Origin of the sequence: Enterobacter chinensis, from assembly GCF_034008295.1 — a bacterium.
Taxonomy (GTDB): domain Bacteria; phylum Pseudomonadota; class Gammaproteobacteria; order Enterobacterales; family Enterobacteriaceae; genus Enterobacter; species Enterobacter chinensis.
In genome coordinates this window covers 224,646-250,186 of the sequence record NZ_JARDVI010000003.1, presented here as the reverse complement: position 1 = coordinate 250,186, position 25,541 = coordinate 224,646, and the positions used below count along the sequence as shown (strand labels likewise).

At 56.9% G+C, this 25,541-nt stretch carries 33 protein-coding genes and 1 tRNA gene; 12 read left to right on the top strand and 22 right to left on the bottom strand.

Annotated elements, in window-relative coordinates; translation table 11 throughout:
• Positions 1-75: 75 nt before the first annotated feature.
• Genes PYW49_RS10500 through ureG form a run of 8 tightly spaced genes read left to right on the top strand, consistent with a single transcriptional unit; the run spans position 76 to position 5,561 of the window.
• Positions 76-903, top strand: a complete 828-nt coding sequence (locus PYW49_RS10500) for an urease accessory protein UreD (RefSeq protein ID WP_320386389.1) — start codon at positions 76-78, stop codon at positions 901-903.
• A gap of 10 nt (positions 904-913) precedes the next feature.
• Entirely contained in the window at positions 914-1,216 is a 303-nt protein-coding gene (locus PYW49_RS10495; RefSeq protein WP_003862556.1) for an urease subunit gamma, read from the top strand.
• Between the two features lie 10 nt (positions 1,217-1,226).
• Positions 1,227-1,541: an urease subunit beta gene (locus tag PYW49_RS10490; RefSeq protein ID WP_320386388.1), complete on the top strand. Its 315-nt coding sequence runs from the start codon at positions 1,227-1,229 to the stop codon at positions 1,539-1,541.
• Positions 1,534-3,237, top strand: a complete 1,704-nt coding sequence (ureC, locus tag PYW49_RS10485) for an urease subunit alpha (RefSeq protein ID WP_320386387.1) — start codon at positions 1,534-1,536, stop codon at positions 3,235-3,237. Before PYW49_RS10490 ends, ureC begins: the two co-directional genes overlap by 8 nt.
• 9 nt (positions 3,238-3,246) lie before the next feature.
• Complete coding sequence (gene ureE / locus PYW49_RS10480) at positions 3,247-3,711, top strand: urease accessory protein UreE (RefSeq protein WP_320386599.1); 465 nt, start codon at positions 3,247-3,249, stop codon at positions 3,709-3,711.
• Positions 3,712-3,720: 9 nt separating this feature from the next.
• Positions 3,721-4,260, top strand: a complete 540-nt coding sequence (locus tag PYW49_RS10475; RefSeq protein WP_320386386.1) for a HupE/UreJ family protein — start codon at positions 3,721-3,723, stop codon at positions 4,258-4,260.
• Positions 4,260-4,934 carry an urease accessory protein UreF gene (locus tag PYW49_RS10470; RefSeq protein WP_320386385.1) on the top strand — a complete coding sequence of 225 codons (675 nt, stop codon included), beginning with the start codon at positions 4,260-4,262 and terminating at the stop codon, positions 4,932-4,934. Before PYW49_RS10475 ends, PYW49_RS10470 begins: the two co-directional genes overlap by 1 nt.
• 9 nt (positions 4,935-4,943) lie before the next feature.
• Positions 4,944-5,561, top strand: a complete 618-nt coding sequence (gene ureG, locus PYW49_RS10465) for an urease accessory protein UreG (RefSeq protein WP_014071813.1) — start codon at positions 4,944-4,946, stop codon at positions 5,559-5,561.
• A gap of 72 nt (positions 5,562-5,633) precedes the next feature.
• On the opposite strand, the gene tsaD is transcribed toward ureG, so the two are convergent.
• Complete coding sequence (gene tsaD / locus PYW49_RS10460) at positions 5,634-6,647, bottom strand: tRNA (adenosine(37)-N6)-threonylcarbamoyltransferase complex transferase subunit TsaD (RefSeq protein ID WP_029741753.1); 1,014 nt, start codon at positions 6,645-6,647, stop codon at positions 5,634-5,636.
• 236 nt (positions 6,648-6,883) lie between these two features.
• Here tsaD and rpsU point away from each other — a divergent pair, with 236 nt between their 5' ends.
• The 3 genes from rpsU to rpoD all read left to right on the top strand — a co-directional run bounded on the left by rpsU (position 6,884) and on the right by rpoD (position 10,973).
• The gene (rpsU, locus tag PYW49_RS10455) at positions 6,884-7,099 is read left to right on the top strand and encodes a 30S ribosomal protein S21 (protein WP_001144069.1); all 216 of its coding nucleotides are present in this window, start codon (positions 6,884-6,886) and stop codon (positions 7,097-7,099) included.
• 115 nt (positions 7,100-7,214) lie between these two features.
• Complete coding sequence (gene dnaG, locus PYW49_RS10450) at positions 7,215-8,960, top strand: DNA primase (RefSeq protein WP_134348700.1); 1,746 nt, start codon at positions 7,215-7,217, stop codon at positions 8,958-8,960.
• 165 nt (positions 8,961-9,125) lie between these two features.
• Entirely contained in the window at positions 9,126-10,973 is a 1,848-nt protein-coding gene (rpoD, locus tag PYW49_RS10445) for an RNA polymerase sigma factor RpoD (protein WP_023309228.1), read from the top strand.
• A 99-nt stretch (positions 10,974-11,072) separates the two neighbouring features.
• On the opposite strand, the gene mug is transcribed toward rpoD, so the two are convergent.
• Positions 11,073-11,579: a G/U mismatch-specific DNA glycosylase gene (gene mug, locus PYW49_RS10440; protein ID WP_320386598.1), complete on the bottom strand. Its 507-nt coding sequence runs from the start codon at positions 11,577-11,579 to the stop codon at positions 11,073-11,075.
• A gap of 125 nt (positions 11,580-11,704) precedes the next feature.
• On the opposite strand from mug, the gene PYW49_RS10435 reads away from it, so the two are divergent.
• A tRNA-Ile gene (locus tag PYW49_RS10435) sits at positions 11,705-11,780 on the top strand.
• Between the two features lie 58 nt (positions 11,781-11,838).
• On the opposite strand, the gene PYW49_RS10430 is transcribed toward PYW49_RS10435, so the two are convergent.
• From PYW49_RS10430 to PYW49_RS10335, 20 genes are all read right to left on the bottom strand, one after another.
• Positions 11,839-12,039 (bottom strand): ogr/Delta-like zinc finger family protein, encoded by a 201-nt coding sequence (locus tag PYW49_RS10430; RefSeq protein WP_320386384.1) that lies wholly within the window; start codon positions 12,037-12,039, stop codon positions 11,839-11,841.
• A 68-nt stretch (positions 12,040-12,107) separates the two neighbouring features.
• The gene (locus PYW49_RS10425; protein ID WP_320386383.1) at positions 12,108-13,262 is read right to left on the bottom strand and encodes a phage late control D family protein; all 1,155 of its coding nucleotides are present in this window, start codon (positions 13,260-13,262) and stop codon (positions 12,108-12,110) included.
• On the bottom strand, positions 13,259-13,723 hold the full coding sequence (locus PYW49_RS10420; RefSeq protein WP_134348681.1) for a phage tail protein: 465 nt from the start codon (positions 13,721-13,723) through the stop codon (positions 13,259-13,261). The genes PYW49_RS10425 and PYW49_RS10420 overlap by 4 nt, the downstream gene beginning before the upstream one ends.
• Before the next feature lie 11 nt (positions 13,724-13,734).
• Positions 13,735-16,014: a phage tail tape measure protein gene (locus PYW49_RS10415; protein WP_320386382.1), complete on the bottom strand. Its 2,280-nt coding sequence runs from the start codon at positions 16,012-16,014 to the stop codon at positions 13,735-13,737.
• Positions 16,007-16,126, bottom strand: a complete 120-nt coding sequence (locus tag PYW49_RS10410; protein WP_023616176.1) for a GpE family phage tail protein — start codon at positions 16,124-16,126, stop codon at positions 16,007-16,009. The genes PYW49_RS10415 and PYW49_RS10410 overlap by 8 nt, the downstream gene beginning before the upstream one ends.
• Before the next feature lie 32 nt (positions 16,127-16,158).
• A complete protein-coding gene (locus tag PYW49_RS10405; RefSeq protein ID WP_320386381.1) occupies positions 16,159-16,467 on the bottom strand; it encodes a phage tail assembly protein in 309 nt (102 codons plus the stop codon).
• Between the two features lie 56 nt (positions 16,468-16,523).
• Complete coding sequence (locus tag PYW49_RS10400; protein ID WP_047347797.1) at positions 16,524-17,042, bottom strand: phage major tail tube protein; 519 nt, start codon at positions 17,040-17,042, stop codon at positions 16,524-16,526.
• An 11-nt stretch (positions 17,043-17,053) separates the two neighbouring features.
• Positions 17,054-18,247: a phage tail sheath protein gene (locus PYW49_RS10395; protein WP_134348677.1), complete on the bottom strand. Its 1,194-nt coding sequence runs from the start codon at positions 18,245-18,247 to the stop codon at positions 17,054-17,056.
• Positions 18,248-18,371: 124 nt separating this feature from the next.
• The gene (locus PYW49_RS10390) at positions 18,372-18,794 is read right to left on the bottom strand and encodes a tail fiber assembly protein (protein ID WP_320386380.1); all 423 of its coding nucleotides are present in this window, start codon (positions 18,792-18,794) and stop codon (positions 18,372-18,374) included.
• A gap of 1 nt (position 18,795) precedes the next feature.
• Positions 18,796-21,072, bottom strand: coding sequence for a phage tail-collar fiber domain-containing protein (locus tag PYW49_RS10385; RefSeq protein ID WP_134348675.1), 2,277 nt, complete (start codon positions 21,070-21,072; stop codon positions 18,796-18,798).
• 11 nt (positions 21,073-21,083) lie between these two features.
• Positions 21,084-21,614 (bottom strand): phage tail protein I, encoded by a 531-nt coding sequence (locus PYW49_RS10380; RefSeq protein WP_134348674.1) that lies wholly within the window; start codon positions 21,612-21,614, stop codon positions 21,084-21,086.
• On the bottom strand, positions 21,607-22,515 hold the full coding sequence (locus PYW49_RS10375; protein ID WP_134348673.1) for a baseplate assembly protein: 909 nt from the start codon (positions 22,513-22,515) through the stop codon (positions 21,607-21,609). Before PYW49_RS10375 ends, PYW49_RS10380 begins: the two co-directional genes overlap by 8 nt.
• Before the next feature lie 5 nt (positions 22,516-22,520).
• Positions 22,521-22,871, bottom strand: coding sequence for a GPW/gp25 family protein (locus PYW49_RS10370; RefSeq protein ID WP_047347791.1), 351 nt, complete (start codon positions 22,869-22,871; stop codon positions 22,521-22,523).
• Entirely contained in the window at positions 22,868-23,509 is a 642-nt protein-coding gene (locus PYW49_RS10365; RefSeq protein WP_320386379.1) for a phage baseplate assembly protein V, read from the bottom strand. The genes PYW49_RS10370 and PYW49_RS10365 overlap by 4 nt, the downstream gene beginning before the upstream one ends.
• Positions 23,510-23,621: 112 nt before the next feature.
• Positions 23,622-24,089, bottom strand: coding sequence for a phage tail protein (locus tag PYW49_RS10360; protein ID WP_320386378.1), 468 nt, complete (start codon positions 24,087-24,089; stop codon positions 23,622-23,624).
• Entirely contained in the window at positions 24,052-24,297 is a 246-nt protein-coding gene (gene lysC, locus PYW49_RS10355) for an Rz1-like lysis system protein LysC (RefSeq protein WP_320386377.1), read from the bottom strand. Before lysC ends, PYW49_RS10360 begins: the two co-directional genes overlap by 38 nt.
• Entirely contained in the window at positions 24,185-24,610 is a 426-nt protein-coding gene (gene lysB / locus PYW49_RS10350; RefSeq protein WP_320386376.1) for an Rz-like lysis system protein LysB, read from the bottom strand. The genes lysC and lysB overlap by 113 nt, the downstream gene beginning before the upstream one ends.
• Entirely contained in the window at positions 24,607-25,116 is a 510-nt protein-coding gene (locus PYW49_RS10345) for a lysozyme (RefSeq protein ID WP_063957150.1), read from the bottom strand. Before PYW49_RS10345 ends, lysB begins: the two co-directional genes overlap by 4 nt.
• Positions 25,100-25,321: a phage holin family protein gene (locus PYW49_RS10340; protein ID WP_029741404.1), complete on the bottom strand. Its 222-nt coding sequence runs from the start codon at positions 25,319-25,321 to the stop codon at positions 25,100-25,102. Before PYW49_RS10340 ends, PYW49_RS10345 begins: the two co-directional genes overlap by 17 nt.
• Positions 25,312-25,515: a tail protein X gene (locus PYW49_RS10335; RefSeq protein ID WP_042715252.1), complete on the bottom strand. Its 204-nt coding sequence runs from the start codon at positions 25,513-25,515 to the stop codon at positions 25,312-25,314. Before PYW49_RS10335 ends, PYW49_RS10340 begins: the two co-directional genes overlap by 10 nt.
• Positions 25,516-25,541 lie beyond the last annotated feature (26 nt).

The window sequence follows — 25,541 nt, the reverse complement described above, 5'->3', positions numbered from 1 at the left end:
AGCGACTCATATGACAGCCTTCAATTCTGCCAGGGCATACTGAAACGACCCCGATGATGAGCAGATGGATGCAGCATGTTAGCAGCTCAGGTCACTGATAATACGTATAAAGGCTGGCAGGCGTCGCTTGCCCTGCAGTTTTGTCATACCCCTGAGAAAACCCTCCTGCACTCTGCTCATCACCTCGGGCCGCTTACCGTTCAGCGTCCGTTTTATCCAGAAGGTGAAACCTGCCATCTCTATCTGCTGCACCCACCTGGTGGCGTTGTGGGCGGCGATACGCTGGATATTTCTGTCCGGCTGGACGCCAACAGCCACGCGCTCATCACCATGCCCGGCGCCAGCAAGTTCTATCGCAGCAGCGGCCCGCTGGCACGCCTTAATCAGCACTTTTATCTCGATGATGGCTCCACGCTCGAGTGGCTGCCGCAGGACACCATTGTCTTTCCCGGCGCGAATGCCGCGCTGCGTTCCATCTTCCACCTGAAGGCGTCCAGCACGCTGCTGGCGTGGGAGCTGTACTGCCTGGGGCGCCCGGTGATCGATGAGACCTTCAGCCACGGCACGCTGGAGAGCCGTCTTGAGGTCTGGGTCGACGACGCGCCGCGCCTGATTGAGCGCCAGCATCTCAGCGACGGCGATCTCACGCCTGTTGCCGGGCATCCGTGGCTCGGCACGCTGCTGTTCTATCCGGCCGGGGAAGCGCACCTCGACACGGTGCGCGAGCGGCTCGCCCCGCTGGGTACCTTTGCCGGCGCAACGCTCACTGACGATCTGCTGTCGGTGCGTTTTCTCTCCCACGATAACCTGATTTGTCAGCGGGTGATGCGCGACATCTGGCAGTCGCTTCGCCCGCTTCTCACCACAAAAACCGCCTGTTCGCCGCGTATCTGGCAGACATAAGAGAAACGTTATGGAACTGACCCCCAGAGAAAAAGACAAGCTGTTGCTGTTCACCGCCGCGCTGGTTGCCGAACGCCGCCTTGCGCGCGGGGTAAAGCTCAATTACCCGGAATCGGTCGCGCTGATCAGCGCTTTCATTATGGAAGGCGCGCGCGATGGCGAAACCGTCGCCTCACTGATGGAAGCGGGCCGCCACGTTCTGACGCGCGACCAGGTGATGGAGGGCGTGCCGGAGATGATCCCGGATATTCAGGTCGAAGCGACCTTCCCGGACGGATCCAAGCTCGTCACCGTCCACAACCCGATCGTCTAAGGAGCGCGTGATGATCCCAGGCGAATACCAGATCAAACCCGGCAATATCGCCCTCAACGTCGGGCGAGAAACCCGGCGTGTTATCGTCGAAAACCACGGTGACCGACCGATCCAGGTCGGATCGCACTACCACTTTTACGAGGTCAACCCGGCGCTGAAGTTTGACCGGGAAACCACCAAAGGCTACCGGCTGCATATTCCGGCGGGCACCGCCGTACGTTTTGAACCCGGCCAGAAGCGCGAAGTGACGCTGGTACAGGTTACAGGGGCGCAGCGCATAGTCGGTTTTCGCGGCGAGGTAATGGGAGAGGTGAAAAATGGCTGAGATTTCGCGCCAGGCTTACGCCGATATGTTCGGCCCTACCACCGGCGATAAGGTGCGGCTGGCCGACAGCGAGCTGTGGATCGAAGTGGAAGACGATCTCACTATCTACGGTGAAGAGGTCAAGTTCGGCGGCGGGAAAGTGATCCGCGACGGCATGGGTCAGGGGCAGATGACCGCAGACGACTGCGTGGATCTGGTGCTGACCAACGCGCTGATTGTCGATCACTGGGGGATCGTGAAAGCCGATATCGGCGTGAAGAACGGGCGGATCTTTGCCGTCGGTAAAGCCGGTAACCCGGATATTCAGCCCGGCGTAACGATCCCAATTGGCGCCGCGACGGAAGTGATTGCCGCCGAAGGGAAGATCGTCACCGCCGGCGGGATCGACACCCACATCCACTGGATCTGCCCGCAGCAGGCGGAAGAGGCGCTGGTCTCCGGCGTCACGACCATGATCGGCGGCGGTACCGGGCCCGCGGCGGGCACCAACGCCACCACCTGCACGCCGGGGCCGTGGTATATCGCCCGCATGCTGCAGGCTGCTGATACCTTGCCGGTCAATATCGGCCTGCTCGGCAAGGGCAACGGTTCAAACCCGGAGGCCCTGCGCGAGCAAATCGCAGCCGGCGCCATCGGGCTGAAGATCCACGAAGACTGGGGTGCGACACCTGCGGCAATCAACTGCTCGCTGGAGGTGGCTGAAGAGATGGATATTCAGGTGGCGCTGCACAGCGACACGCTGAACGAGTCCGGATTTGTGGAAGACACGCTGGCCGCCATTGGCGGGCGCACCATCCACACCTTTCACACCGAAGGGGCGGGCGGCGGCCATGCGCCGGATATTATTACCGCCTGCGCGCACCCGAATATTCTGCCCTCTTCTACCAACCCGACGCTACCCTACACGGTGAATACCATCGACGAGCATCTCGACATGCTGATGGTGTGTCATCACCTCGATCCGGATATCGCCGAAGATGTCGCCTTTGCCGAATCGCGCATTCGTCGGGAAACCATCGCCGCCGAAGACGTGCTGCACGATATCGGCGCGTTCTCGCTCACCTCGTCAGACTCTCAGGCAATGGGCCGCGTAGGGGAAGTGATTATCCGCACCTGGCAGGTGGCGCACCGCATGAAGGTCCAGCGCGGCGCCCTGCCGGAAGAGACTGGCGAAAACGACAATTTCCGCGTGAAGCGCTATGTCGCCAAATACACCATTAACCCGGCGCTGACGCACGGCATCGCCCATGAAGTGGGTTCCATCGAGACGGGCAAGCTGGCGGATTTAGTGGTCTGGTCCCCGGCGTTCTTCGGCGTCAAACCCGCCACCATCGTCAAGGGCGGGATGATCGCCTGCGCGCCGATGGGCGATATCAACGCCTCTATTCCCACGCCGCAGCCGGTGCATTATCGCCCGATGTTTGGCGCACTGGGTGCCGCGCGCCACGCCACCCGGCTGACGTTTGTCTCGCAGGCCGCCAGTGCCAACGGCATCCCGCAACAACTTAACCTGCAGAGCGCTACCGCGGTGGTGAAAGGCTGCCGGACGGTCAAAAAAGCGGACATGATCCACAACGGTCTGCAGCCGAATATTACCGTCGATTCGCAAACCTACGAGGTGCGCGTCGACGGCGAACTGATTACCAGCGAACCGGCTGACGTTCTGCCGATGGCGCAACGCTATTTCCTGTTTTGAGGAGTGATGATGATCTATTTAACCCAACGCCTGGACCATGCGCACCCGATTACCGCCAGCGTCACGCTGCCGATTGACGTGCGGGTGAAAAGCCGCGCCCGCGTATCGCTGAACGATGGCCGCGAAGCCGGACTGATGCTGCCGCGCGGCCTGCTGCTGCGCGGGGGCGACCTGCTGACCACCGACGACGGCAGCGAGGTGATCGAAGTGATCGCCGCCCCGGAGTCCGTCTCCGTGGTGCGCTGCGCCGATCCGTTCCTGCTCGCCCGCGCCTGCTACCACCTGGGCAACCGCCACGTGCCGTTGCAGATCATGCCCGGCGAGCTGCGCTATCACCACGATCACGTTCTCGACGACATGCTGCGCCAGCTCGGGCTGGAGGTGGCCTACGCCAGCCTGCCGTTTGAACCGGAAGCGGGCGCTTACACCAGCGATGCCCACAGCCATAGCCACTCTCACGCTCATTCACATTAAGGATCAATCATGCGTAAGTATTTACCGCTGTTACTGCTGGCTTTTTCCGTTCCCGCGCTCGCCCACCCCGGCCACGGCACCGACAGCTTTCAGGCCGGTTTTCTCCATCCGCTGACCGGGCTCGATCACCTGCTGATGCTGGCGGGCGCAGGCGTGCTCTCGGCGCTGAGCGGTCGCAAACTCCTGCTGCCGTTTGCCACCCTCGGGATGATGCTTGTCGGTGCCGTTGCGGGCAGCCTGCTCGGCGGCTTTAGCGGCATGGAGATGCTGATTATCGCCTCGCTGGCGGTCTGCGGCGTGATGATGTTTAAAACCGAAAACCGTCTGCTGCTGGCAGTGCCCGCGCTGGCGATGTTCCACGGCTGGGCGCACGGCGTGGAGATGTCCGGCCATAGCTTCTGGCTCTTCACCAGCGGGTTTATGCTCGCCAGCGCCACGGTGCTGTGCGCCAGTTTCGCCGCAGGATTGCTGCTGCGCCGTCACGACGGCCTGCGTAAAACCTTCGGCGGCGGGCTGATCGTCTCTGCCCTTCTGGCGTTGATGAGCTGATGGAACGCTCCCGCCAGTGGCTGCGCCTGATGCAGCTCTCGAGCAGCAGCCTGCCGGTTGGGTCGTTTACCTGGTCGCAGGGGCTGGAATGGGCCGTTGAAGCAGGCTGGGTTACTGACGCCGAGGCCTTTAAGCGCTGGCAAATCCAGCAGATGGAACAGAGCTTTTTCTGCGTCGATCTGCCGCTGTTTCACCGTCTCTGCCAGGCCTGCGTGCAGGACGATCTGCCGGCAGCCACGCGCTGGACGTCCTGGCTGCTCGCCTGCCGGGAAACGCGCGAGCTGCGCGACGAGGAGCGCAACCGTGGAGCGGCCTTTACGCGTCTCATCAAAAGCTGGGAGCCTGACTGTTCGCCCGCGTGGTTAGCGCTGTGTCTGCAAAGCCAGCTCTGTGGCATGGCGTGGCTCGGCGCACGCTGGGGCATTAGCGTGCGCGAGCTGGCTCTGAGCCTGGGCTACAGCTGGATTGAGAGCGCGGTGATGGCGGGCGTCAAGCTGGTGCCGTTTGGACAACAGGCCGCACAGCAGCTGATTATCGCGCTGAGCGACCATTTTGCCACGGGTTTTGAACGAGCATTTTTGCGCAGTGATGACGCGCTGGGGGCTGCTACGCCGCTGTCCGCCATCGCCTCTGCGCGGCACGAAACACAATATTCACGACTATTCCGTTCCTGAGGATGCAACATGGCTGATTACAAACATCCCCTGCGCGTAGGCGTGGGCGGCCCGGTGGGTTCGGGCAAAACCGCACTGCTGGAAGCGCTCTGCAAGGCAATGCGCGACACGTATCACCTGGCGGTGGTAACGAATGACATCTACACCAAAGAGGATCAGCGCATCCTCACCGAAGCAGGCGCACTGGAGCCGGAGCGCATCGTCGGCGTGGAGACCGGTGGCTGCCCGCATACCGCCATCCGCGAAGATGCCTCGATGAACCTCGCGGCAGTGGAAGCGCTCAGCGAGAAGTTCGGCAATCTGGATCTGATCTTCGTTGAAAGCGGCGGCGACAACCTGAGCGCGACCTTCAGCCCGGAGCTGGCGGATCTGACCATTTACGTGATTGACGTGGCCGAAGGGGAAAAAATCCCCCGTAAGGGCGGACCGGGGATCACCAAATCCGATTTTCTGGTGATCAACAAAACCGATCTCGCGCCGTATGTGGGTGCTTCGCTGGAGGTGATGGAGCGGGATACCAACCGCATGCGCGGCGAGCGTCCGTGGACGTTTACCAACCTGAAGGCGGGTGACGGTTTAGCGACGATAATTGCGTTTCTGGAAGAGAAAGGGATGTTGCGGGTGTAGTGTGGGTTATTGCACGTTGGCACATGTGGATGTTGTAGGCCCGGTAAGCGCAGCGCCACCGGGCAAAAAAACTCACGCCTCCGGCAGTTCCGCCAGCGGCCAGCGCGGACGCACGGACACGCTCAGGTCGGACGTTGCGCCCGCATTCAGGCGCACCATACCCGCGTAGGCGATCATCGCCCCGTTATCGGTACAGAATTCCGGACGCGCATAGAACACTTCCCCGCGACGCTTTTGCATCATCTCGGCAAGCTTCGCGCGCAGCGTGCGGTTGGCACTGACGCCACCGGCCATCACCAGACGCTTAAAGCCGGTCTGATCCAGCGCGCGCTTGCACTTGATCATCAGCGTATCCACCACCGCATCTTCGAACGCACGGGCGATATCAGCACGGGTCTGCTCGCTGTCGTCATTATTGCGGATAGTATTGGCCGCGAAGGTTTTCAGCCCGGAGAAACTAAAATCCAGCCCCGGACGGTCGGTCATCGGGCGCGGGAAGACAAAGCGCCCTTCCGTTCCCTGCGACGCCATTTTGGACAGCATCGGGCCACCAGGGTAATCCAGCCCCAGCAGCTTGGCGGTTTTATCGAACGCTTCACCGGCGGCATCGTCGATCGACTCGCCCAGCAGCTCGTACTTGCCAATGCCCGTTACGCTAATCAGCTGCGTATGACCGCCGGAGACCAGCAGCGCCACAAACGGAAACTCAGGCGGATTCTCTTCCAGCATCGGCGCCAGAAGATGCCCTTCCATATGGTGAACCGGAATGGCCGGAACATCCCACGCGAAGGCCAGCGAACGACCAACCGTAGCGCCGACCAGCAGCGCGCCGACCAGGCCCGGACCCGCGGTGTAGGCCACGGCATCAATATCGTTTGAACTCAACCCGGCCTCTTTCAGCGCCGCCTGAATCAGGGGAACCGTTTTACGCACGTGGTCACGAGAGGCCAGTTCAGGTACGACGCCGCCGTAGTCAGCGTGCAATTTCACCTGACTATACAGCTGGTTGGCCAGAAGGCCTTTTTCGTCGTCGTAAATGGCGATGCCGGTTTCATCGCAGGATGTTTCAATACCCAGTACACGCATGACTTGTTTTACCTCGTTTCAATACCGCGCAGTGTAGAGCCTGGGCGGGTTGATGTAAAACTTTGTTCGCCCCAGGAAGAAGGCTCGTGTATACTCCTCACCCTTATTAAAGTCCCTTTCAAAATCGCATCGGTGCTTTACAAAGCAGCAGCATTTGCAGTAAAATTCCGCACCATTTTGAAATAAGCTGGCGTTGATGCCAGCGGCAAACCGAATTTATTAAAGGTGAGAGTTACATGCCGGTAATTAAAGTACGTGAAAACGAGCCGTTCGACGTAGCACTGCGTCGCTTCAAACGTTCATGCGAGAAAGCAGGTGTTCTGGCTGAAGTTCGTCGTCGTGAGTTTTATGAAAAACCAACGACCGAACGTAAGCGCGCTAAAGCTTCCGCTGTGAAACGTCACGCGAAGAAACTGGCTCGCGAAAACGCACGCCGTACTCGTCTGTACTAATTGGTTGAGGGCCAAAGCCCTCAATTGACAGACAGAGTAATAGTCGTAAGGCCGTGCTTCCGGAAGGAATGCGCGGCTTGTTTTCGTTTATAAGTCGCTTAAAATTTTGGGGCATATGGCCGGAAGAATCCCACGCGTTTTCATCAATGACCTGCTTGCCAGAACCGACATCGTCGATCTCATCGACGCGCGGGTAAAGCTAAAAAAGCAGGGCAAGAACTACCATGCGTGCTGTCCGTTCCATAACGAAAAAACCCCCTCCTTCACCGTAAACGGTGAAAAGCAGTTCTACCATTGCTTCGGCTGTGGCGCACACGGTAATGCCGTCGATTTTTTGATGAACTACGACAAGCTCGAGTTCGTTGAAACCGTCGAAGAGCTGGCGGCGATGCATAACCTTGAAGTGCCGTATGAAGCAGGCAGTGGGCCAAGTCAGATCGAGCGCCATCAACGGCAAACGCTGTATCAACTGATGGATGGCCTGAATTCGTTTTACCAACAGTCTCTTAAGCACTCTGCGGCTGAGCCTGCGCGTCAGTATCTGAACAAGCGCGGACTGAGCGACGATGTCATTGCGCGTTTCGCTATTGGTTACGCCCCGCCCGGCTGGGACAACGTGTTAAAGCGTTTTGGCGGCAATAGCGAAGATCGTAAGTCTCTTATCGATGCAGGCATGCTGGTCACCAACGACCAGGGACGAAGCTACGACCGCTTCCGCGAACGGGTGATGTTCCCAATCCGCGACAAGCGTGGCCGGGTAATTGGTTTTGGTGGTCGCGTGCTGGGTGATGCCCTGCCGAAGTACCTCAACTCCCCGGAAACCGATATTTTCCATAAGGGCCGCCAGCTGTACGGTCTTTATGAGGCGCAGCAGGATAATGCGGAACCTCCGCGTCTGCTGGTCGTCGAAGGGTATATGGACGTCGTGGCGCTGGCGCAGTACGACATCAACTACGCGGTGGCGTCGTTAGGTACGTCCACTACTGCCGATCATATTCAGCTACTGTTCAGGGTGACCAACAACGTCATCTGCTGTTACGACGGTGACCGCGCAGGACGCGACGCCGCCTGGCGCGCGCTGGAAACCGCGCTGCCGTATATGACCGACGGCCGTCAGCTACGCTTTATGTTCCTGCCCGATGGTGAAGACCCGGATACGCTGGTGCGTAAAGAGGGCAAAGCGGCGTTTGAAGCGCGGATGGAGCAGGCACAGCCGCTCTCCACGTTTTTGTTTAACAGCCTGATGCCGCAGGTCGATTTGAGTACTCCTGACGGGCGCGCGCAGCTCAGTACGCTGGCGCTGCCGTTAATCAGCCAGGTGCCCGGCGAAACGCTACGCATCTATCTGCGTCAGGAATTAGGCAACAAGCTCGGCATTCTGGATGACAGCCAGCTTGAACGTTTAATGCCTAAACACGCTGAAAACGGCACGGTTCGCGCCGCGCCTCAGCTAAAACGCACAACCATGCGTATACTGATAGGGTTGCTGGTACAAAACCCCGAGCTTGCACCTCAGGTGCCGTCGCTGGCGGGTTTGAACCACGAAAAATTGCCCGGACTTGGCTTATTTTCAGAACTGGTCAACACTTGTTTGTCTCAGCCAGGTCTGACCACCGGACAACTTTTAGAGCATTATCGCGGCACAAAAGAGGCCGCTACCCTTGAAAAATTGTCGATGTGGGACGATATAGCAGATAAGGACATTGCAGAAAAAACGTTCACCGACTCACTCAACCATATGTTTGATTCGATGCTTGAGCTGCGCCAGGAAGAGTTGATTGCTCGCGAGCGCACACACGGTTTAAGCAGCGAAGAACGCCGGGAGCTCTGGATGATTAACCAGGAACTGGCGAAGAAATAAGTCAAAGACAACAGTATTTAACGGCTTAAGTGCCGAATATCGATCGGGAAGCCCCCGGCAGCCGCACTGAGAGGCAGCGGCAAAAATATAAGTACGCCCTCGCTTTAAATGTTGGTAGCCCCATCGCCGACACCAATCAAACGAATTAAGTGTGGATACCGTCTTATGGAGCAAAACCCGCAGTCACAGCTGAAACTTCTTGTCCAACGTGGTAAGGAGCAAGGCTATCTGACCTATGCCGAGGTCAATGACCATCTGCCGGAAGATATCGTCGATTCAGATCAAATCGAAGACATCATCCAAATGATCAATGACATGGGCATTCAGGTGATGGAAGAAGCACCGGATGCCGATGATCTGTTGCTGGCTGAAACCTCCAACAACACTGACGAAGATGCGGAAGAAGCTGCTGCACAGGTACTGTCCAGCGTGGAATCTGAAATCGGGCGTACTACTGACCCGGTCCGCATGTACATGCGCGAAATGGGTACCGTTGAACTGTTGACCCGCGAAGGCGAAATTGACATCGCAAAACGCATCGAAGACGGGATCAACCAGGTTCAGTGCTCTGTTGCCGAGTACCCGGAAGCGATCACCTATCTGCTGGAGCAGTACGATCGCGTTGAAGCGGAAGAAGCGCGCCTGTCTGACCTGATCACCGGTTTTGTCGACCCGAACGCTGAAGAAGATATGGCGCCTACCGCCACTCACGTCGGTTCTGAACTGTCTCAGGAAGAGATGGATGATGACGAAGACGAAGATGAGGAAGAGAGTGACGACGACACCGCGGATGATGACAACAGCATCGACCCGGAGCTGGCGCGTGAGAAGTTTGCCGAGCTGCGTACCCAGTACGAAGTGACGCGTGACACCATCAAAGCGAAAGGCCGCAGCCATGCCGCCGCTCAGGAAGAGATCCTGAAACTGTCTGAAGTGTTCAAACAGTTCCGCCTGGTGCCAAAACAGTTCGACTACCTGGTAAACAGCATGCGCGTGATGATGGATCGCGTACGTACCCAGGAACGCATCATCATGAAGCTGTGCGTTGAGCAGTGCAAAATGCCGAAGAAGAACTTCATCACCCTCTTCACCGGCAACGAAACCAGCGAAACCTGGTTCAACGCGGCTATCGCGATGAACAAGCCGTGGTCTGAAAAACTGCACGACGTGAAGGACGATGTGCATCGCGGCCTGCAGAAACTGCATCAGATTGAAGAAGAGACCGGCCTGACCATCGAGCAGGTTAAAGATATCAACCGTCGTATGTCCATCGGTGAAGCGAAAGCCCGCCGTGCGAAGAAAGAGATGGTTGAAGCGAACTTGCGTCTGGTTATCTCTATCGCCAAGAAATACACCAACCGTGGTCTGCAGTTCCTGGATCTGATTCAGGAAGGCAACATCGGTCTGATGAAAGCGGTAGATAAGTTTGAATACCGTCGTGGCTACAAGTTCTCCACCTACGCAACCTGGTGGATCCGTCAGGCTATCACCCGCTCTATCGCGGATCAGGCGCGCACCATCCGTATTCCGGTGCATATGATTGAGACCATCAACAAGCTCAACCGTATTTCCCGCCAAATGCTGCAGGAGATGGGCCGCGAGCCGACGCCGGAAGAGCTGGCCGAGCGTATGCTGATGCCGGAAGACAAGATCCGTAAAGTGCTGAAGATCGCCAAAGAGCCAATCTCCATGGAAACACCAATCGGTGATGATGAAGATTCGCATCTGGGTGATTTCATCGAGGATACCACCCTCGAGCTGCCGCTGGACTCTGCCACCACCGAGAGCCTGCGTGCCGCCACGCACGACGTTCTGGCTGGCCTGACCGCCCGTGAAGCGAAAGTACTGCGTATGCGTTTCGGTATTGATATGAACACCGACCACACGCTGGAAGAAGTGGGTAAACAGTTCGACGTGACCCGCGAACGTATCCGTCAGATCGAAGCGAAGGCGCTGCGTAAGCTGCGTCATCCAAGCCGCTCTGAAGTGCTGCGTAGCTTCCTGGACGATTAATCGGTCCTGACAGTGAAAAAGCTCCCAACCGGGAGCTTTTTTTTTGTTTATTCCCTCTCCCTGTGGGCTGAGGGTCAGGGCATCAGGCTGCAGAGGCCCCTAAAGCCCCCGCACTATCAGCGCCTCGTCGAGTTCCCGATACGCCTCCACCAGCTTATCCAGCGTTGCCCTGTTGAGCCCGCTCGGATTCGGCAGCACCCACACCTGCGTCACGCCGATGGTGATGGCCTGCTTGCCCCACTGCGCCCCACGCTGGCTGAACGCCTGCTCGTAGGCCTGCTTACCGAGGATCGCCAGCGCCGCCGGCTGATAATCCTCTATCTTTTTGACCAGTTCTCGCCCGCCGCTGCGCAGCTCATGCAGGTTGACCTCGCTCGCCTGCACCGTAGGCCGCTCGACCAGCATGGTGATCCCGCAGCGCGTATCCAGCAGGTGCTGCTCCTCTTCGGGCTTGAGTAGCTTGTCTGTAAACCCGGCCTGGTAGATCACCTTCCAGAAGCGATTGCCCGGATGAGCGAAGTGAAAACCGGTGTGCGCCGAGGATTTGCCCGGGTTAATTCCGCAGAACACAACCCTCAGGCCAGGGGCCAGAATATCGTTGATCATCTTTACTCCCGATCGATACATCGTGAGTGAAGTATAAAGGATTGATTATGCGTTGTTTATAAAAACAGCAGGCAGGTGTGAATGGCTGGATTGCTGCGGGGAGTTACTTTATAATTCACCGCCACGGCCCCTTAGCTCAGTGGTTAGAGCAGGCGACTCATAATCGCTTGGTCGCTGGTTCAAGTCCAGCAGGGGCCACCAAATTTAGCTGTAAATCATATGATTAAGCCACTCAATTGAGTGGCTTTTTTATTGGTTTTTAAACTGCTGGTAGCGAAGCTGTTCGGGCTTTGCCAGCCTCGCCAGGAATCGCAATCAGACGCTCCACGGACTCCATCGTCACGAACGTACAGCTGCAGTCCACATTGGTGCACTGGTGATAGCGCTCTTTGGTATTTTCACTTAAATAGCGACTGGTACGCGCATGCGCTGAATGCTTGCACTTAGGACAATGAAACATGTACCCCCTCCGTTTAATTCACAATTTGTGAATTAATAATACTCAAAAACAACGTAATGGCAAATGAATTACTCACTGTCGACAGAAAATTTTTCCTCAGCGACGTTAAGCTCAAGGTTCAGCTTCGTGGTATATCCACTCCCGCTGAGGGTATGAACCACCTCGCTGATGATCCAGGCCTGCTCGTCAATAACGCGTTTAAAGCCGTTGACCAGCACCGGCGTCTCGGGGAACAGATCGGCGCGTCCCAGCGCCAGCTGGATGGAAAAATTCACGGTACCCCGCTGCAGCGCGCGCCACTTCGACTCCGCAGCCCTCAGCGCCTGCTCTTCAGAGGCATACACCGTGGTGAGCTCAAATACGTTCTCCGCAGAGCCCACCAGCATCTCTTGCGGCTTCTGTTCCTTGCCCCCGGCTCCCGCAAACGGCGCAGCGGCATCCGGGTGCGGCAGTCCCTGTGTCGCCTGCCCCTCTGGCAAACGAGAAATGCTCAATTGAGGATTTTGTTTTTTGGGGTCGCGCGTTTGCAGCCATTTGGCCGTCACGCCGGAGTAATTTTCACGGTCAGCGACCGAAAAAAGGTGCTTATCGCCATCCCCACGTTCAATCACCATCAAGGGAATCGATGTGCCGCCAGCCGTCACGGCCTGGCCCGCTTTCATAAAAATAACCTTCCCGGCTTTGATTGAAACAAAGGCACCGTTACGTTCTGCCAGGCGGGTGAGAAACGCCGCGTCTGTCTCCTGAGACTGATCGATATGAGAAATAGCAATGGATGAAAGATCCGCCGCGACGCTGGCGGTCAGCCGGTTACGCTGAGCAATGGTATTCACGATCGCGCCGATCGTCGTGTCATGCCACGACTGTTCGCGCCGCACGTTTAGCTTTCCGCGAAAATCCGCGCTGCATCCCCGAATGGTCAGCGTGTCCGGCGCGCCCCGAAACTCAATGGTATCGATCGTAAAGTTCCCTTTCTGCTCGAGCGGGGTTCCCTCCCATCCCAGCCATAAGGAGAGCGTCGCCCCCCGGGCAGGCAAGTCTAATAGCCCGTCGGAATCATCCAGTTGAATATCCAGCTGATCGGCCTCCAGCCCGCGCTTGTCGGTCATGGTCAAACTGATAAGACGATGGCTGAAATTTTGCGTGATATCGCGATCGTCAAGCTTAAGCATAAAATCCGGGGCGATTTTCCCACCCGCCTGGATATTCATTTCAGCGATCATCCCACCAGCCCTCCAATGCTATTACGTGCGCTTTCCACCAGCTCTGAGGCCTGCGTTCTCAGGTCGCCAAACATCGTCATCAGCGATTCGTCCACGCGTTTTAGCGACAGGGTAAACTCGATTTTTCGGGCGGCACCATCGCTGTAAAAATCCGTGTGCGTGTGCGTGACTTTCTCAATGACAAACATGCCGTGAATGATGCCGGTACCGTCTATCAACGGCCATGCCCGCCCTTCATTCGCCATCAGCTCGATCGCCTTCAGGGAGAGTCGCCCGCCGGTGATTTCCGGATAGAGCGTCCCTGTGAGCAAATGAGAAGTCTCGCCTTCGCCAAGATACTGCCAGGCTTTGGGTTTTCCGATGCGCTCGTTGGACACCCAGCGGTAGTCCTTTGAAAATTGCATTGACTGATACGGTAAGGTTCGTCGTTCAAAGACAAACAGACCCAGCACCATTAACATTTTCTCTCTCCTCAAACATACATAAAGCTGGATTGCCGCTGTCTCGCTTTTTCACGTTCACTGTTCTCTATTTCCTCCCGGATTTGACGGGTCAGATCCGTTCCGGAGGCCGTGCTCCCCTGCAGCGTGATGTTGTATTCGCTTTTACTCTGATCGACGTAAGAGCGTCCTCCCGTCGCGAGGGCTGGCTGATATCCCTGGTAGCCGCCATAGGTCCCCGTCCCCGGAATATACGAACTGCCCGCAGGAGAGGATGCCGCGTCGGCTTTTGCCGCAGCGGAGTCGAGATTGCCCGACTCGTTTTTGATCAGTCCGAGTTTTTCCAACAGCCAGCTGGCCTTGCCGCTCAGGCTGTTAAAGAGATTAAGCGGTGCCATCAGCGCATCGCCCAGCGCCTGACCGAACGCCACGCCGACATTTTTGCAGCTGTCGAGCGTTTCCTGCGTCGCCTTGATCGGCGCAATAAGATCGGTAAACCATTGCCAGATCCCGCCCAGTTTTTCTGCGATGAAACCAAAGGCCTGTAACAGCGGAGCGAATAGCTCGCCCAGCGGCGCGAAGGCCGCAGAAAGCCCCTCAATCACTCCGCCAAAGAAGGCGCTGATAGGCTCCCAGTATTTAAAAATCAGCAAAGCACCGGCGGCAATCGCCGCGCCAAGGGCAATAACCGGCCAGCTAAGGGCACCCAGCACCGTCATGATGGCACCACCCACCACGCTGAATACCGTTCCCAACATTCCTGCGGCGGTCATGACCAGATTCAGGCCAGACAACACCGGCGCGACGACCATCCCTAAGGTGCCCAGTACGCCGGCAAATGCCTGTGCGCCGATAATCACGCTAACCAGGGTTTGCGTCAGCTCAGGGTTAGCGTTTACCCAAAGCGAAAGCGTGCCGACCCACCCCGTCGCGGTAGTGGTCAGATTGCGCAAAGCGCCATCCGATTTATCAAACACATCAATCTTCAACCCGTTCAACGCGGCCTGGAACCGGCTGATATCGCCGTCAAGATTATCGGTCTGAACGGAAGCCACGAGTGCGGTACTGCCCTTTGCCCCCTGCAGCTGCTGGCGTTTTTCATCAAGCGATCCATCACCCGCAGCGGAAGCCAGCACCCCCGCGGCTTTTATGGCATCCGGAGTCTGAACATGGCGCAGCATCGCGCTGAGCGCATCCCCGGCGGCGGCACCTTTCATCCCTTTTTCCGCCAGGACGCCAAGCAGCGCGGTGGTCTCTTCAAGCCCCATACCGGAAGCATCCGCAGCGGGCGCAGCGGAGGTGACGGCGGCCTCCATCTCAGCGAGGGTGGTATTTGAAGAGGTAAAACCGCGCGTAAGAACGTCTGCGATGCGCCCCGCATCCGTATTTGCCAGGTTATACGCGGCCTGCGTGCTGGCGATCGTATCGGCCGCTTTCGCCGCGTCGACATTCCCCGCCAGGCTGAGGTTGACCGCTGGCGCGGTGGCCGCAAGCAGCCCATCGGCGTCATAGCCTGAACGGGCCAGCTCGTTCTGAACCTGGACAACCGTATCCGCAGGTACGCCGGCGCTGACGCTAACCTCCCGCGCCTGCTGGCGAATGGCCTCAAGCCGGACGTCGCCCTTCTCCAGGCCAAGATTTGCCTGAATGGCCGACATCTGTTTTTCAAAACTGATGCCAGGCGCCATAAACCGGGACGTCTGGTCAAAGCCCGCTTTGGCCATGCCCACGCCCGCATTAGCCAGCTGATGCACCCGCGCGGCAGCGCGTTTGCCTGACTCATAGCGATTCTGAACGGTACTCAGCCGCTCCTGCTGCTGGTTGACGCGGGCCAGCGCATCCCGCTGTCGGTTAAGCTGCTGCGTTTTATCGCTGATGTGGGTGCGTAAACGACGCTCATCCGACGAGAGCGTGCGCGTGTTTATTCCCGCCTGGGCGAGTTCGGTGCGCTGGCGCTGTACCGAGTAGCGCAGGCTGTTGTACTCAAGCTTAAGGTCGGCTGCCGATTTTCGGGCTGCGGACAGCGCATCAGCCTGAGCCTGGGTGGGGTTTTGCGTGTTCTTAAGCTGCACCGCCAGCGCCGCTGCCTGCTGTTTCGCCCGGGCAAGCGACTGCTCCGTCACGGTGAGCCGAACATTTGCTTTCCTGAAGCCGTCAATATGCCCCGCCTGCTCATCGAGCGCTCCCAGCGCCGTCTGCGTATTGCGGATATCGCTCGCGAGGGTAAGGCTGGCGTTATGGAGAGCGTTAAGCGGTCGGGTTGCCCGGTCGACTGCCTTAAGCAGCTCCTGAAGACTGACATTATTACTCATGGTGGTTTCCGCTTCGCTGCAGCGCTTTTTCGCGCCATAAGAGGAGTTCGGTCACGCTCAGGGAGTACAGTTCTGACGGCGGCCAGTGAAAGATCACCGCGATATCCGCCATCAGATCGTCGACCGACAGTTTTTCGGGAAATTTCAGCGAGCCGAAGCCGGTGACAAAAAACCGATCACCTTACCTGCAAAAGAGAGCAGATCGCAGGCATCCAGGCGCGCAACCTCATGCTCGGTCAGCGCCGGCGAGGTCATTCGCGGCAGCACCTTAATCAGCGCATCGACGTCAGATTGCGCAAGCGACGCCAGCGATACCCCGCGCAGGGTCCCCGCATTGGGTTTTGCGACGGTCACTTTTTCAATTTTTTGCTCGCCGCGCATAACGGGGCTATCCAGCGTGACGATATGTGGGTTTTCACTTTCGTTCATGGCAGTCTCGTTGATATTGTCCATTTCGTTACTCTTCAGAAAGTTAACTTGCCGGCCGGTAGTCCCGGCCGGTTAAAGGGTTACAGGCCAATCGCCTTACGGTGTTCCGCCAGACGATCGACGCCGTCGACTTTCAGCACCATGTTGATGATGTCGATTTCGACGATCTCTTTGCCATCGATGGTCAGCTGGTAGTAAGCGCACTCGGTGGACATCTTGGTGGTGCCGCTCTCGCCCTGCTTGTTTTCACCGCCATCAAACTCTTTGTGACGGCCGCGCATGACGATTTCGACGGCGGAGATTTCGCCGGTGTCGTCACGCTGGAAAGAGCCGGTAAAGCGCAGAGGCACGCTGTCCGCGCCCGGAGAGGCATACTGCGCCCATAGCGCCACGTCCGGCAGACCACCAATGGTCCACTCCAGCGCCAGGGCATCATCGTCCAGGCCGAGGTCGATAGAGACCGAGCCAGGCATACCGCCGCCGCGATACTTCTCCAGCTTGCGGGTGAGCTTCGGTAAGGTGACAGACTCAACAACGCCCATATAGCTCAGGCCATCGTTGAACATATTCAGGTATTTAAGTTTGCGTGGTAACGCCATGCTTCAGCTCCTTAGCTATTAACCGAATCTGACAGGTCTGCCAGATAGGTATCGGTGATGCGCTGGCGCAGGGTCAGATTTTCCAGCGGCGGGACAGGGGTGTAGTCGTAATCGATATACAGCTTCCCCGCTTTCAGGGTGGATGCATCGTTCGATTCAGGGTCATACCAGCAGGTACCGTCGACGATATAACCGTTGGTTTTCAGCTCGCGGAACTTGGCGTTAATACCGGAAACAATGTCGCGGATAAGCGTTGGGGTGATAGGTTTATCCATCGCCCACGCATGCGCTTCCGCCATGGTATCGGCCAGCACCTGTGCGGTACGGGTGTAGTTTTCAAAGACGAATAACGGATCGTCTGAGCAGGTACGGTTACCCCAGAATTTGAAGCCGTCGTTGCGAATCAGCGTGGTGACACCAGCCTGGTTAAGCAGGTTCGCATCGGTGGCCTGTTCCTGAAGATCCCAGGAGACAGAAGCGCTTACGCCAGTAACACCGTTGACGCCAACGTTTGACAGGGTTTTATGCCAGCCGATTGTCTGGTCGATTTTGGCGCGCAGGCCAAGCGCACGGGCGGTAGCCCAGGCCGTTGTCGTTGCGTTCGTGGTGGTATCCCAAGCCAGAAAATCAGGATGGATAACCATCAGCTCGCGCTGGCTGAAGTTTTTGCGGTAGTCGATTGCTTCCGAAATGGTTTTACAGCCCCATGCGCTGACATAGCCGAATGCGCGCAGGCTCTGGCACATGGCGGCCAGTGCAGTCGCTACTTCCTGAGAATCCAGCCCCGGTACGCCGAGAATACGCGGCTTAACGCCGGTCACCGTTTTCGCGGTCAGAAGCGCCTTCAGACCGGTGTATTTGCCGTTTTCATCAGTGGTACCGATGATGTTGGAGATAGTCTTTTTCTGTGCCGCTTCCGGATCTTCCGGGTCGTCGATACCTTCAGCCACGCGCACAACAACGACAACCGGTTTGCACTGGTCAGCGATAGCCTGCAGAGAAGCGGACAGCGTCCCCGCCTTGCCGGCTTTCGCAATCGCATTTTGCACGTTGGTAATGAGCACAGGCTCGTTTAAAGGGAATGTCTTGTCGTCAGCATCGCTGGCCGTACAGACCATGCCGATGATTGCCGTCGAGACGGTGGAAATGGTGCGCGTGCCATCGTTGATTTCGATGACTTCCACGCCGTGGTGATAGTCGCCCATCCGGTTAACTCCTTCGTTTAGTGGTGAAGCTATTGTCTGTGGAGTGCGTGATTGATGCGACGTATTGGGGTTGGGGAAAGGATTACACAACAAACGAAAAACCCTCCGGATGGAGGGTTTGGGGTCAGGCAGGGAGTGCGGGCCATTGAATGTCCGGGGCGGCGCTCACATCTACCCGGTTAAGCATGACCCGGTATCGCTTCCAGCCTAAAAGCGAGGCTGCCTCTTCGTCGGTAGCTATACCGAGTTCAGCTGCATCCTCAAGTGGAGTAATAATGTCACTTGCCGTTTTCATTAAGGCGTTTTTTTGCATCGTTGCCTGGCTCACGTGCTCTTCATAGGTTGGTGCGGGAGGTTCCGCTAATACGGGATAGCCATTTTTATCTGGAATAATTATTTTCCCGTCTGCTTGCCCCTCCATCAGCGACACATAGTCTTCATCAAGCACGCTGACATAATTATCCGGCCACGTTTGGGCGGAACGATAATCAGCCTCCAGATCATCATTATAAAAAGCCCCGTTTTCAGGAGAGTATATATAACTCATATTAATAGCCTCGCGCTTCAAAATAAGCTTTAACTTCGCCACTGCCCGCTACGTAGGTGAAACCTGATCTATCAGGGTTTTGCACGTAAATATTTTGGTCGTGGAACCCATTGGTAAAAAGCAAGGTTAACTGCACGCTGAGACAGGCGTTAGGAAACGCCGTTGGGAAGGTAATACGCGTCGAATCAGCACTACGCGTTGCCACCCCCCACTGCTTTATCACGCCCGTAGAGTTATCCTTCTCCCAACCGCTCGCTGCCTTACTGGCTGCATTTTTCAGGTTATAGCGCGCATCGCTTTCGGCTTTTGTATAAGCAGAGACTTTAGGCATATAACCAGCGTCTGACTGGCTTTTAGTGTAATAACGCGCATCAAAATTGGCATAATCAGTTAACGCCAATCTACTCATCGTTGGATAACCCGTTGCCAGATTTACAGCAAATGGTCGGAGGTTGTTATATGCACCATACTGATCACCCGAGTTAGTGATCATCAGGTATAAATTAGAACCATCATTTCGCCAGAAAGTACCATAACTACCGTAAACAGAACGATAACCATTGGCAGACGTTGACTGATATTCATCTGAATTACGCAACGTACCCGTTATATTCTGACTGCCAGACAGTTTGATAAAGCGCCCGTCAAAGTTGCCGTAATCACCGGGAATAATTTGCCCTTTCATTTGCAAAAGGCCATTACGGGTGTTGATGTAGCCCGTCATTCCAGTTTCTTTACCAACTGAATCCAACAAGGTCGAATAAAAACCAATGCCATACCAAGATTTTAAAATCATATTAGCACTGTCAAAACTGGCTGCATCGTTCCCGCTCGTAATTCCCGTACGGCTTCGCACCTCAAGTCCTTCACTAAAACTAACTAATTTCCTGAATGTTCCTCCGTTCGAGGCGGATACCGAATCAACATCATCTGCAGAAGGTCTGTTCGCAGTATCGTATTGTTTTGACCAGGCAGACCATGTTCCATTATAAAGGGTACGAATATAGGACCGCGAGTTACTATAAATTCGATAAATTTGAGTGATACCTGCATGCTTATAAACCTCAAGTGAACCCGCAACCGCCTCAGGATAATTTTTACCCGTTTGTGCCTGAGCGTTGGCAGGTTGATAATAAAGACCCGGAGCAGTATAGGTGTTAAGGTCTGCACTTCCACCTATGCCTGATGTTGTCCCGAATATCTCCTGAGATGTCGGCTTATTAAATTCGCTATAGAGCTTTACCCATGAAATATCAACATTACCCTTTTTCCGGCCTACATAGGCATGTTGATTGGCACCATCTACTGCAAGATATGAAATCGTTGGGGTACCATCATAGGGGATGGTAATACCTGATTTTCCAATACTGGTATCACGCCAAAAAGAAGCAAAATTTTCATCTGCTACTTTCGTATCTCTTACACCGCCCAGACCCATCCAGCCGACCACTGGCAGGCGACCCGTCGTTAAGTCAATCGCGGATGTAACAATATTCAGTTTTGATGCAGTGCCAAGACTATCTTTTAGTTTTACCAGGTCATCACTAACGCTCTTTATCGCCTTCGGCGTCGCCGCCAGCACTTCAGACACACTGTCGGTAGCACTGCTAAGTTGAACAATCCCCTTGCGTGCAGTCGTCGCATCCACCGCCGTATACTTAGCGTTTGCCAGATCGTAAACCGCCTTCACCGCTTTCGGTGTTGCAGCGAATATCTCAGATACGCTGTCGGTTGCACTGCTTAATTGGGTAAAGCCCTTTGCGGTAAGCGTGGCGTCCGGATGGCGGCGCGACTGCTCATGCTCCGTCAGCTTCTCGTCGACATAATCCTTCGTCGCCATCACCGTTGACGCGTCAATAGAGAGTTCAACCGAAGCAATATCACTCACCATGATAACCATGCGTAAGGTTTGAGCACGCCCCGAACCTTCAGCAAGTGCAGGTTTGTAACTATCAGCCATATTCCCGACCGCAATCAGCGTCCCGGCATCGTCATACAGCCCCATCTCGCGCATCCAGAAACCGCCGACCTCAGGAGGGATCAGCAGCTCCGCCACGACATAGTTTTTATTCTTTTTGTCCTGGCTGATTTTATTCAGCGCATGACGCCAGACTTCATTGATGAGTTTCGTCTGGTTTGCGTTTGGCACCGGCAATGTGCCCCCACCGTCCCCCACGGCCATCGCCGTAAAATTGACTTTCTTACCGTTCGGGATGGTTGCTGCAGCCAGTTTTTCGGCACCGGCTTTGGTGATAACCGTTTTATATTTCACTGTCATTGTGCTCTCACTTATCCGGGATAAACCGTGATGATGTCGCCGTCATAGCTCAGGGCGCCGGTATAGAGATAACCCGGTATGTCCTGGATGATATTCAGGCCAATAAGGTGGCGGCTGGCAGGCTTCGCATCGGCGATAAGCCTCTCCATTTCGTAATACATCTCCTCGGTGATGCCCGTGTCTAACACACCGATATCAAGGCGGAAGGTGCCGGGCGGATCGTTGGTTTGCCACCACTCGGTAACGTTGATCAGATAGCCAAGCGGTTCCACCACGCGACGCACGGCGCCAATCGTTCCCTTGTGGGCATGAATAAACCACGCGGCGCGGATCACCTCCCGCTTGGTGGCCTCCGGCCAGTTCTCATCCCAGCGATCAACCGAAAACGCCCATGCCAGCCAGGGCAGCAGATCCGCCGGGCAGGTGTCTGCATTCCAGAGATGGCGCAGCGGAACAGGCGTCTTTTCGATATCCGCACAGGCCCGCGCCGCAGCGACCTCAAGCGGCGATGAGCCAACCGGTAAAAGGCGGGTATTACTCATCGTTTCCCCCCACGGTTACGCTGTAGTGGCTGCACCATGAGGCCTGAGTTTCATCAAGCACGATGTCAGCAGCAGGTGCGGTCAGTTCCACCCGCTGCACCCCTTCCACGTGAAGTGCTGCGTAAATGGCTGACTTGCGGATATCGCGTCCAAGCCGATGCTGGGCCGTGATATAGGCCTGTAGCCGGGCCCTTGCCGCGCTAAGCACAGGTTCACTTTCAGGGCCGGGGAAGAGAAATAGCGAGGCGGCAATGCTGTAGTCGACAATCCTCGCCGACTGGACGGTCACGCGGTCGGCGACGGGCCTGACGTCCTCATCGTTCAGCGCATTGCGAACAACGGCGAGCAGTTCCTCAGACGCCACGCCGTTATTCTCCCGGGAGAGCACGGAGACCGTGACGTTCGCCGGCTGTGGGCTGATCACAGAAATGTCCGCCACCCGGCCATCTGCACTGCGACCATGGAACTGATACGCCCCTGTTGAACCGGCCACGCTCAGCCCTTCCGGCGCCTGCTGGATGCGCAGACGAAAATCGGTATCGGACTCCATCACGGCCGACGTGGGCGGAAACGTGGTGTCGTCGGCAGGCGTAATCACCAGACGCTCAAGATTAGCGTTTGCCCCAATCTGGTCCAGATCGCTGCCCGCGGCGTAGGCCAGCATGACCGCACGTGCGGCCTCATTAACGCGCTGGCGCCAGATAACCTCCCGATACGCGTTCTCCTGCAGCAGCTTCACAATCGGCTCTGACTCCAGCGTCAGCGTCCGTGCAATCGCCTCTCGCTCCTCTTCCGGATAGAGCGAGACAAAGGTGGCCTTTCGTTCTGCCAACAGCGTTTCATAATCCACCTCCTCCACGACATCAGGCGCGGCGAGCTGGCTCAGATCAACAATAGCCATAGCGTTTAACTCAGTGAAATGGTGATAGAAAAGGATTGTCCGGAGGTCGGACGCGTGCCGGTGATATCGACATACAACGTCCCGTCGTTCTCCGAACGCTCGAAAGTGATGGCCGTCAGGCTTATCCGCGGCTCCCATTTCTGGATGGCGGAATAACAGGCGGCCATGATTTGCAGGCGCAGCGCCGGACTCTGCGGCCTGTCGATCATCGCCGCCAGCAGCGAGCCGTAATCCCGGCGCATGACCCGCGAGCCAATCGGCGTGACCAGAATGTCGCGCACGCTTTGCCGGATGTGGTCCGCCTCTGAAATGCTAAGCCCGGTCTGCCTGTTCATTCCCCTGTAACGCACCGTCATTGTGTCCCCTTAGTCCAGCTTCCGCCGCTTTGCACACCGCCGTGCGCATGGTTGTCCACCTGCACCCCGTTGGAGGTGAATTTGCCGCCGGAATGCTCAATATTTCCGGCCATCACACCGCCCTTCTGCACTTCAAGAGAGGCGGTAATTAACTTGTTAGTGCACACCACTTCTGGCGTATCCAGCGTGATGCGGGACGTTGACGTCACCCGCACTTCCGGCACGGTGGCGGTCAGCGATTCAGAGGCGGTAATGTCGGCCGTTTTAATGCCTGAAACCGTCAGCGCCCCGCGCCCGGGTTCGTACTCAATTACCGCGCCGTCAGGAAACGAGACGTGGAACGCGTCAGGCGACCCGGATGGCGCCGGATTGTCGTCCGAGAAAATGCCGGGCAGCACGAAGGCGGTATCAAGCTCCCCCCCGATGGCCAGCAGCAGCACCTGCTCTCCTTCGGAAGGGGCCCACCACACGCGCGAACGTCCCGCGCGGCAGGTTAGCCAGTTCAGCCAGGTGGTTTTCATCCCGCCGGTCTGGACACGACAAAGCCCTCTGTTGAGGTCAACATCGGTCACAACACCGATACGAATCAGATTGCGGATCGCGCGAGCGATACCGTTCATGGAAGTTAATGTATTCATGAGAAGAGAATGCCGTTCAGGAGGAACGGCAGCAACGAGACGGGGTTTTCTGCGGGATGAAACAACAAGCTGTCCAGACAGCAGGCTGCAAGCGGCCTTCAGCGTGGGGAAGTTAGTCCTCCCACTGGCTGACGAGCTCACCGTTGATGTACAGCGCCTTCGGACGCGTGACGGGCTCCGGCAGCGGCGGCTCCGGGGAATACGTGGCGTGCAGAGCGCCCTGCTCCTGGGAAACAAGAATGCGCTCGGTTACCTGCACGCTGATGCTGATGTCCGTCGTATCGTCATCGTTCAGGACGATCGCGAAGGTGTATCCGTTTTGGCGTCCCTCATCGAGGGTAAAAATGTCCGGCTGGTTTTCCCGAAGCCAGGCCAGCACCGGAACGAAAAATCCCTCGCTGTCTCCGGTAAAACCGCTGACCTTCGCGTTTAGCGCATACCGCTTTTCAAAGGAGAGCGAGGTGGCCAGCCGGGCGTCAATATTGCCGCTGCCGACCGACATCTGCAGGCGCTCCGGGTGAGCATTCAGCTGGGGGATCGCGTCAATTAATGCCTGACGCAGGCTCTTGAGTTTGTGCATCGAGTTTATCCTGACAGTCTTTAATGGTTTCCACCTGCAGCGCGCAGGCGATAAGGGCGTACTCAAGCCTGCGAATATCTGCGCTGAGATCGCCGTTAGTGGCGGGTTCGCTTCCCGGCATCGGACAGCGGCTCACCTTCGGGCAGGCGTTGTAAACAATGTGCTGCGGAAGCGCAGGCGGTGCGGGTGTGCAGCCTGCGGACAGCATCAGGCAGCTGAGCGGTATACCAGCGGCGTAACGCTTCATTTTCATTGAGTAATCTCCCGATAGTCGCTTCCCGTCTCGCCCTCTCCTCACCCGCAGTGAGCAACTCCTCTCGGAGCCTCACCTGGGCGTTTTCGTTGGCTCTAGCCATCCGCTGTGACAGGGAAAGCTGTTGATTAAGCGCGGCGAGAGCGTTTTTTTGCTCGCTGGCGACCCGGTTAGCGGTGGCTAAGGAACGGGACAGGGTCAGGTTGTCATGACGAAGCCACAGCGTGATAGCCAGCAGCCCGGCCAGCACCAGCATAAGCGCTCTCACGGCAGCCCCTTCGTGCACCAGGCTTTCTCGCGGACCCGGCGGTTTTCCAGCCCGGCATTTTTGACGCCATTGACGTACACCCAGCGGGTAAGCTCACCGCATGCCTGCGGCCACTGTTTACGCTTAATAAACGACACCAGGGTCGAACGGCAGGCGGCACCCGTGCCGACATTAAAGGTAAAGCTCACCAGCGCGTCGTAGACCCGGGGTGGCATCTCCACCGGCGCACACGCCGCCAGCCGCCGCTCAACGTTGAGCACATCAGCGACCAGGTTTACCGCAGCCTCACGCTCGGTAATGTCCCGCGTCGGCACGACGTTTGCCGTGTGGCCAATGCCTGACGTCCATACCCCAGCGCTACACCGGTAGGGCGAGAGGCGACATCCTTCGAGATCGGCAATCAACGCCAGCCCTTCCGGGGACGTTTTCAGTAACCGAAAGTCAGGCATCAACACCGCCAGGGCCAGCACGCCGGCGACGCTGCAACGCTTAATGATTGAGTTCACGAATGCTCTTCTTATCGAGGCCCAGAGACTGGAGATAGCGCCAGGTTTTTCGCTTAAACCAGTAATTCGTCAGCGCGGTAAAAATGGCGCAAAGACTCCCCACGTACAGCGCGACTTTTTCAGGAGACATCGCCCCGAACCAGGCCAGCGCCACGGCCAGCCAGTAGGCGATAAACGTGGTGATCTTCTCCAGGCTCAGTCCCATAGGTTTACGGATTCTTTTGTGGGGGCGCTATCCACCTCCGGCATCTCTACCGGCGTGCCGTGAGGCAAGATAACGCCTAACTCCGCGAGGCCAGAATTGGCCTTCAGAACGGCTTCAACCACGCCTGCCGTGCGCCCATAAAAGCGGGCGCAAACCGCATCAAGCGTGTCCCCCTGCATTGCATAGATTTTCATCAGACGCTCCCAACATCCGGTTTTCC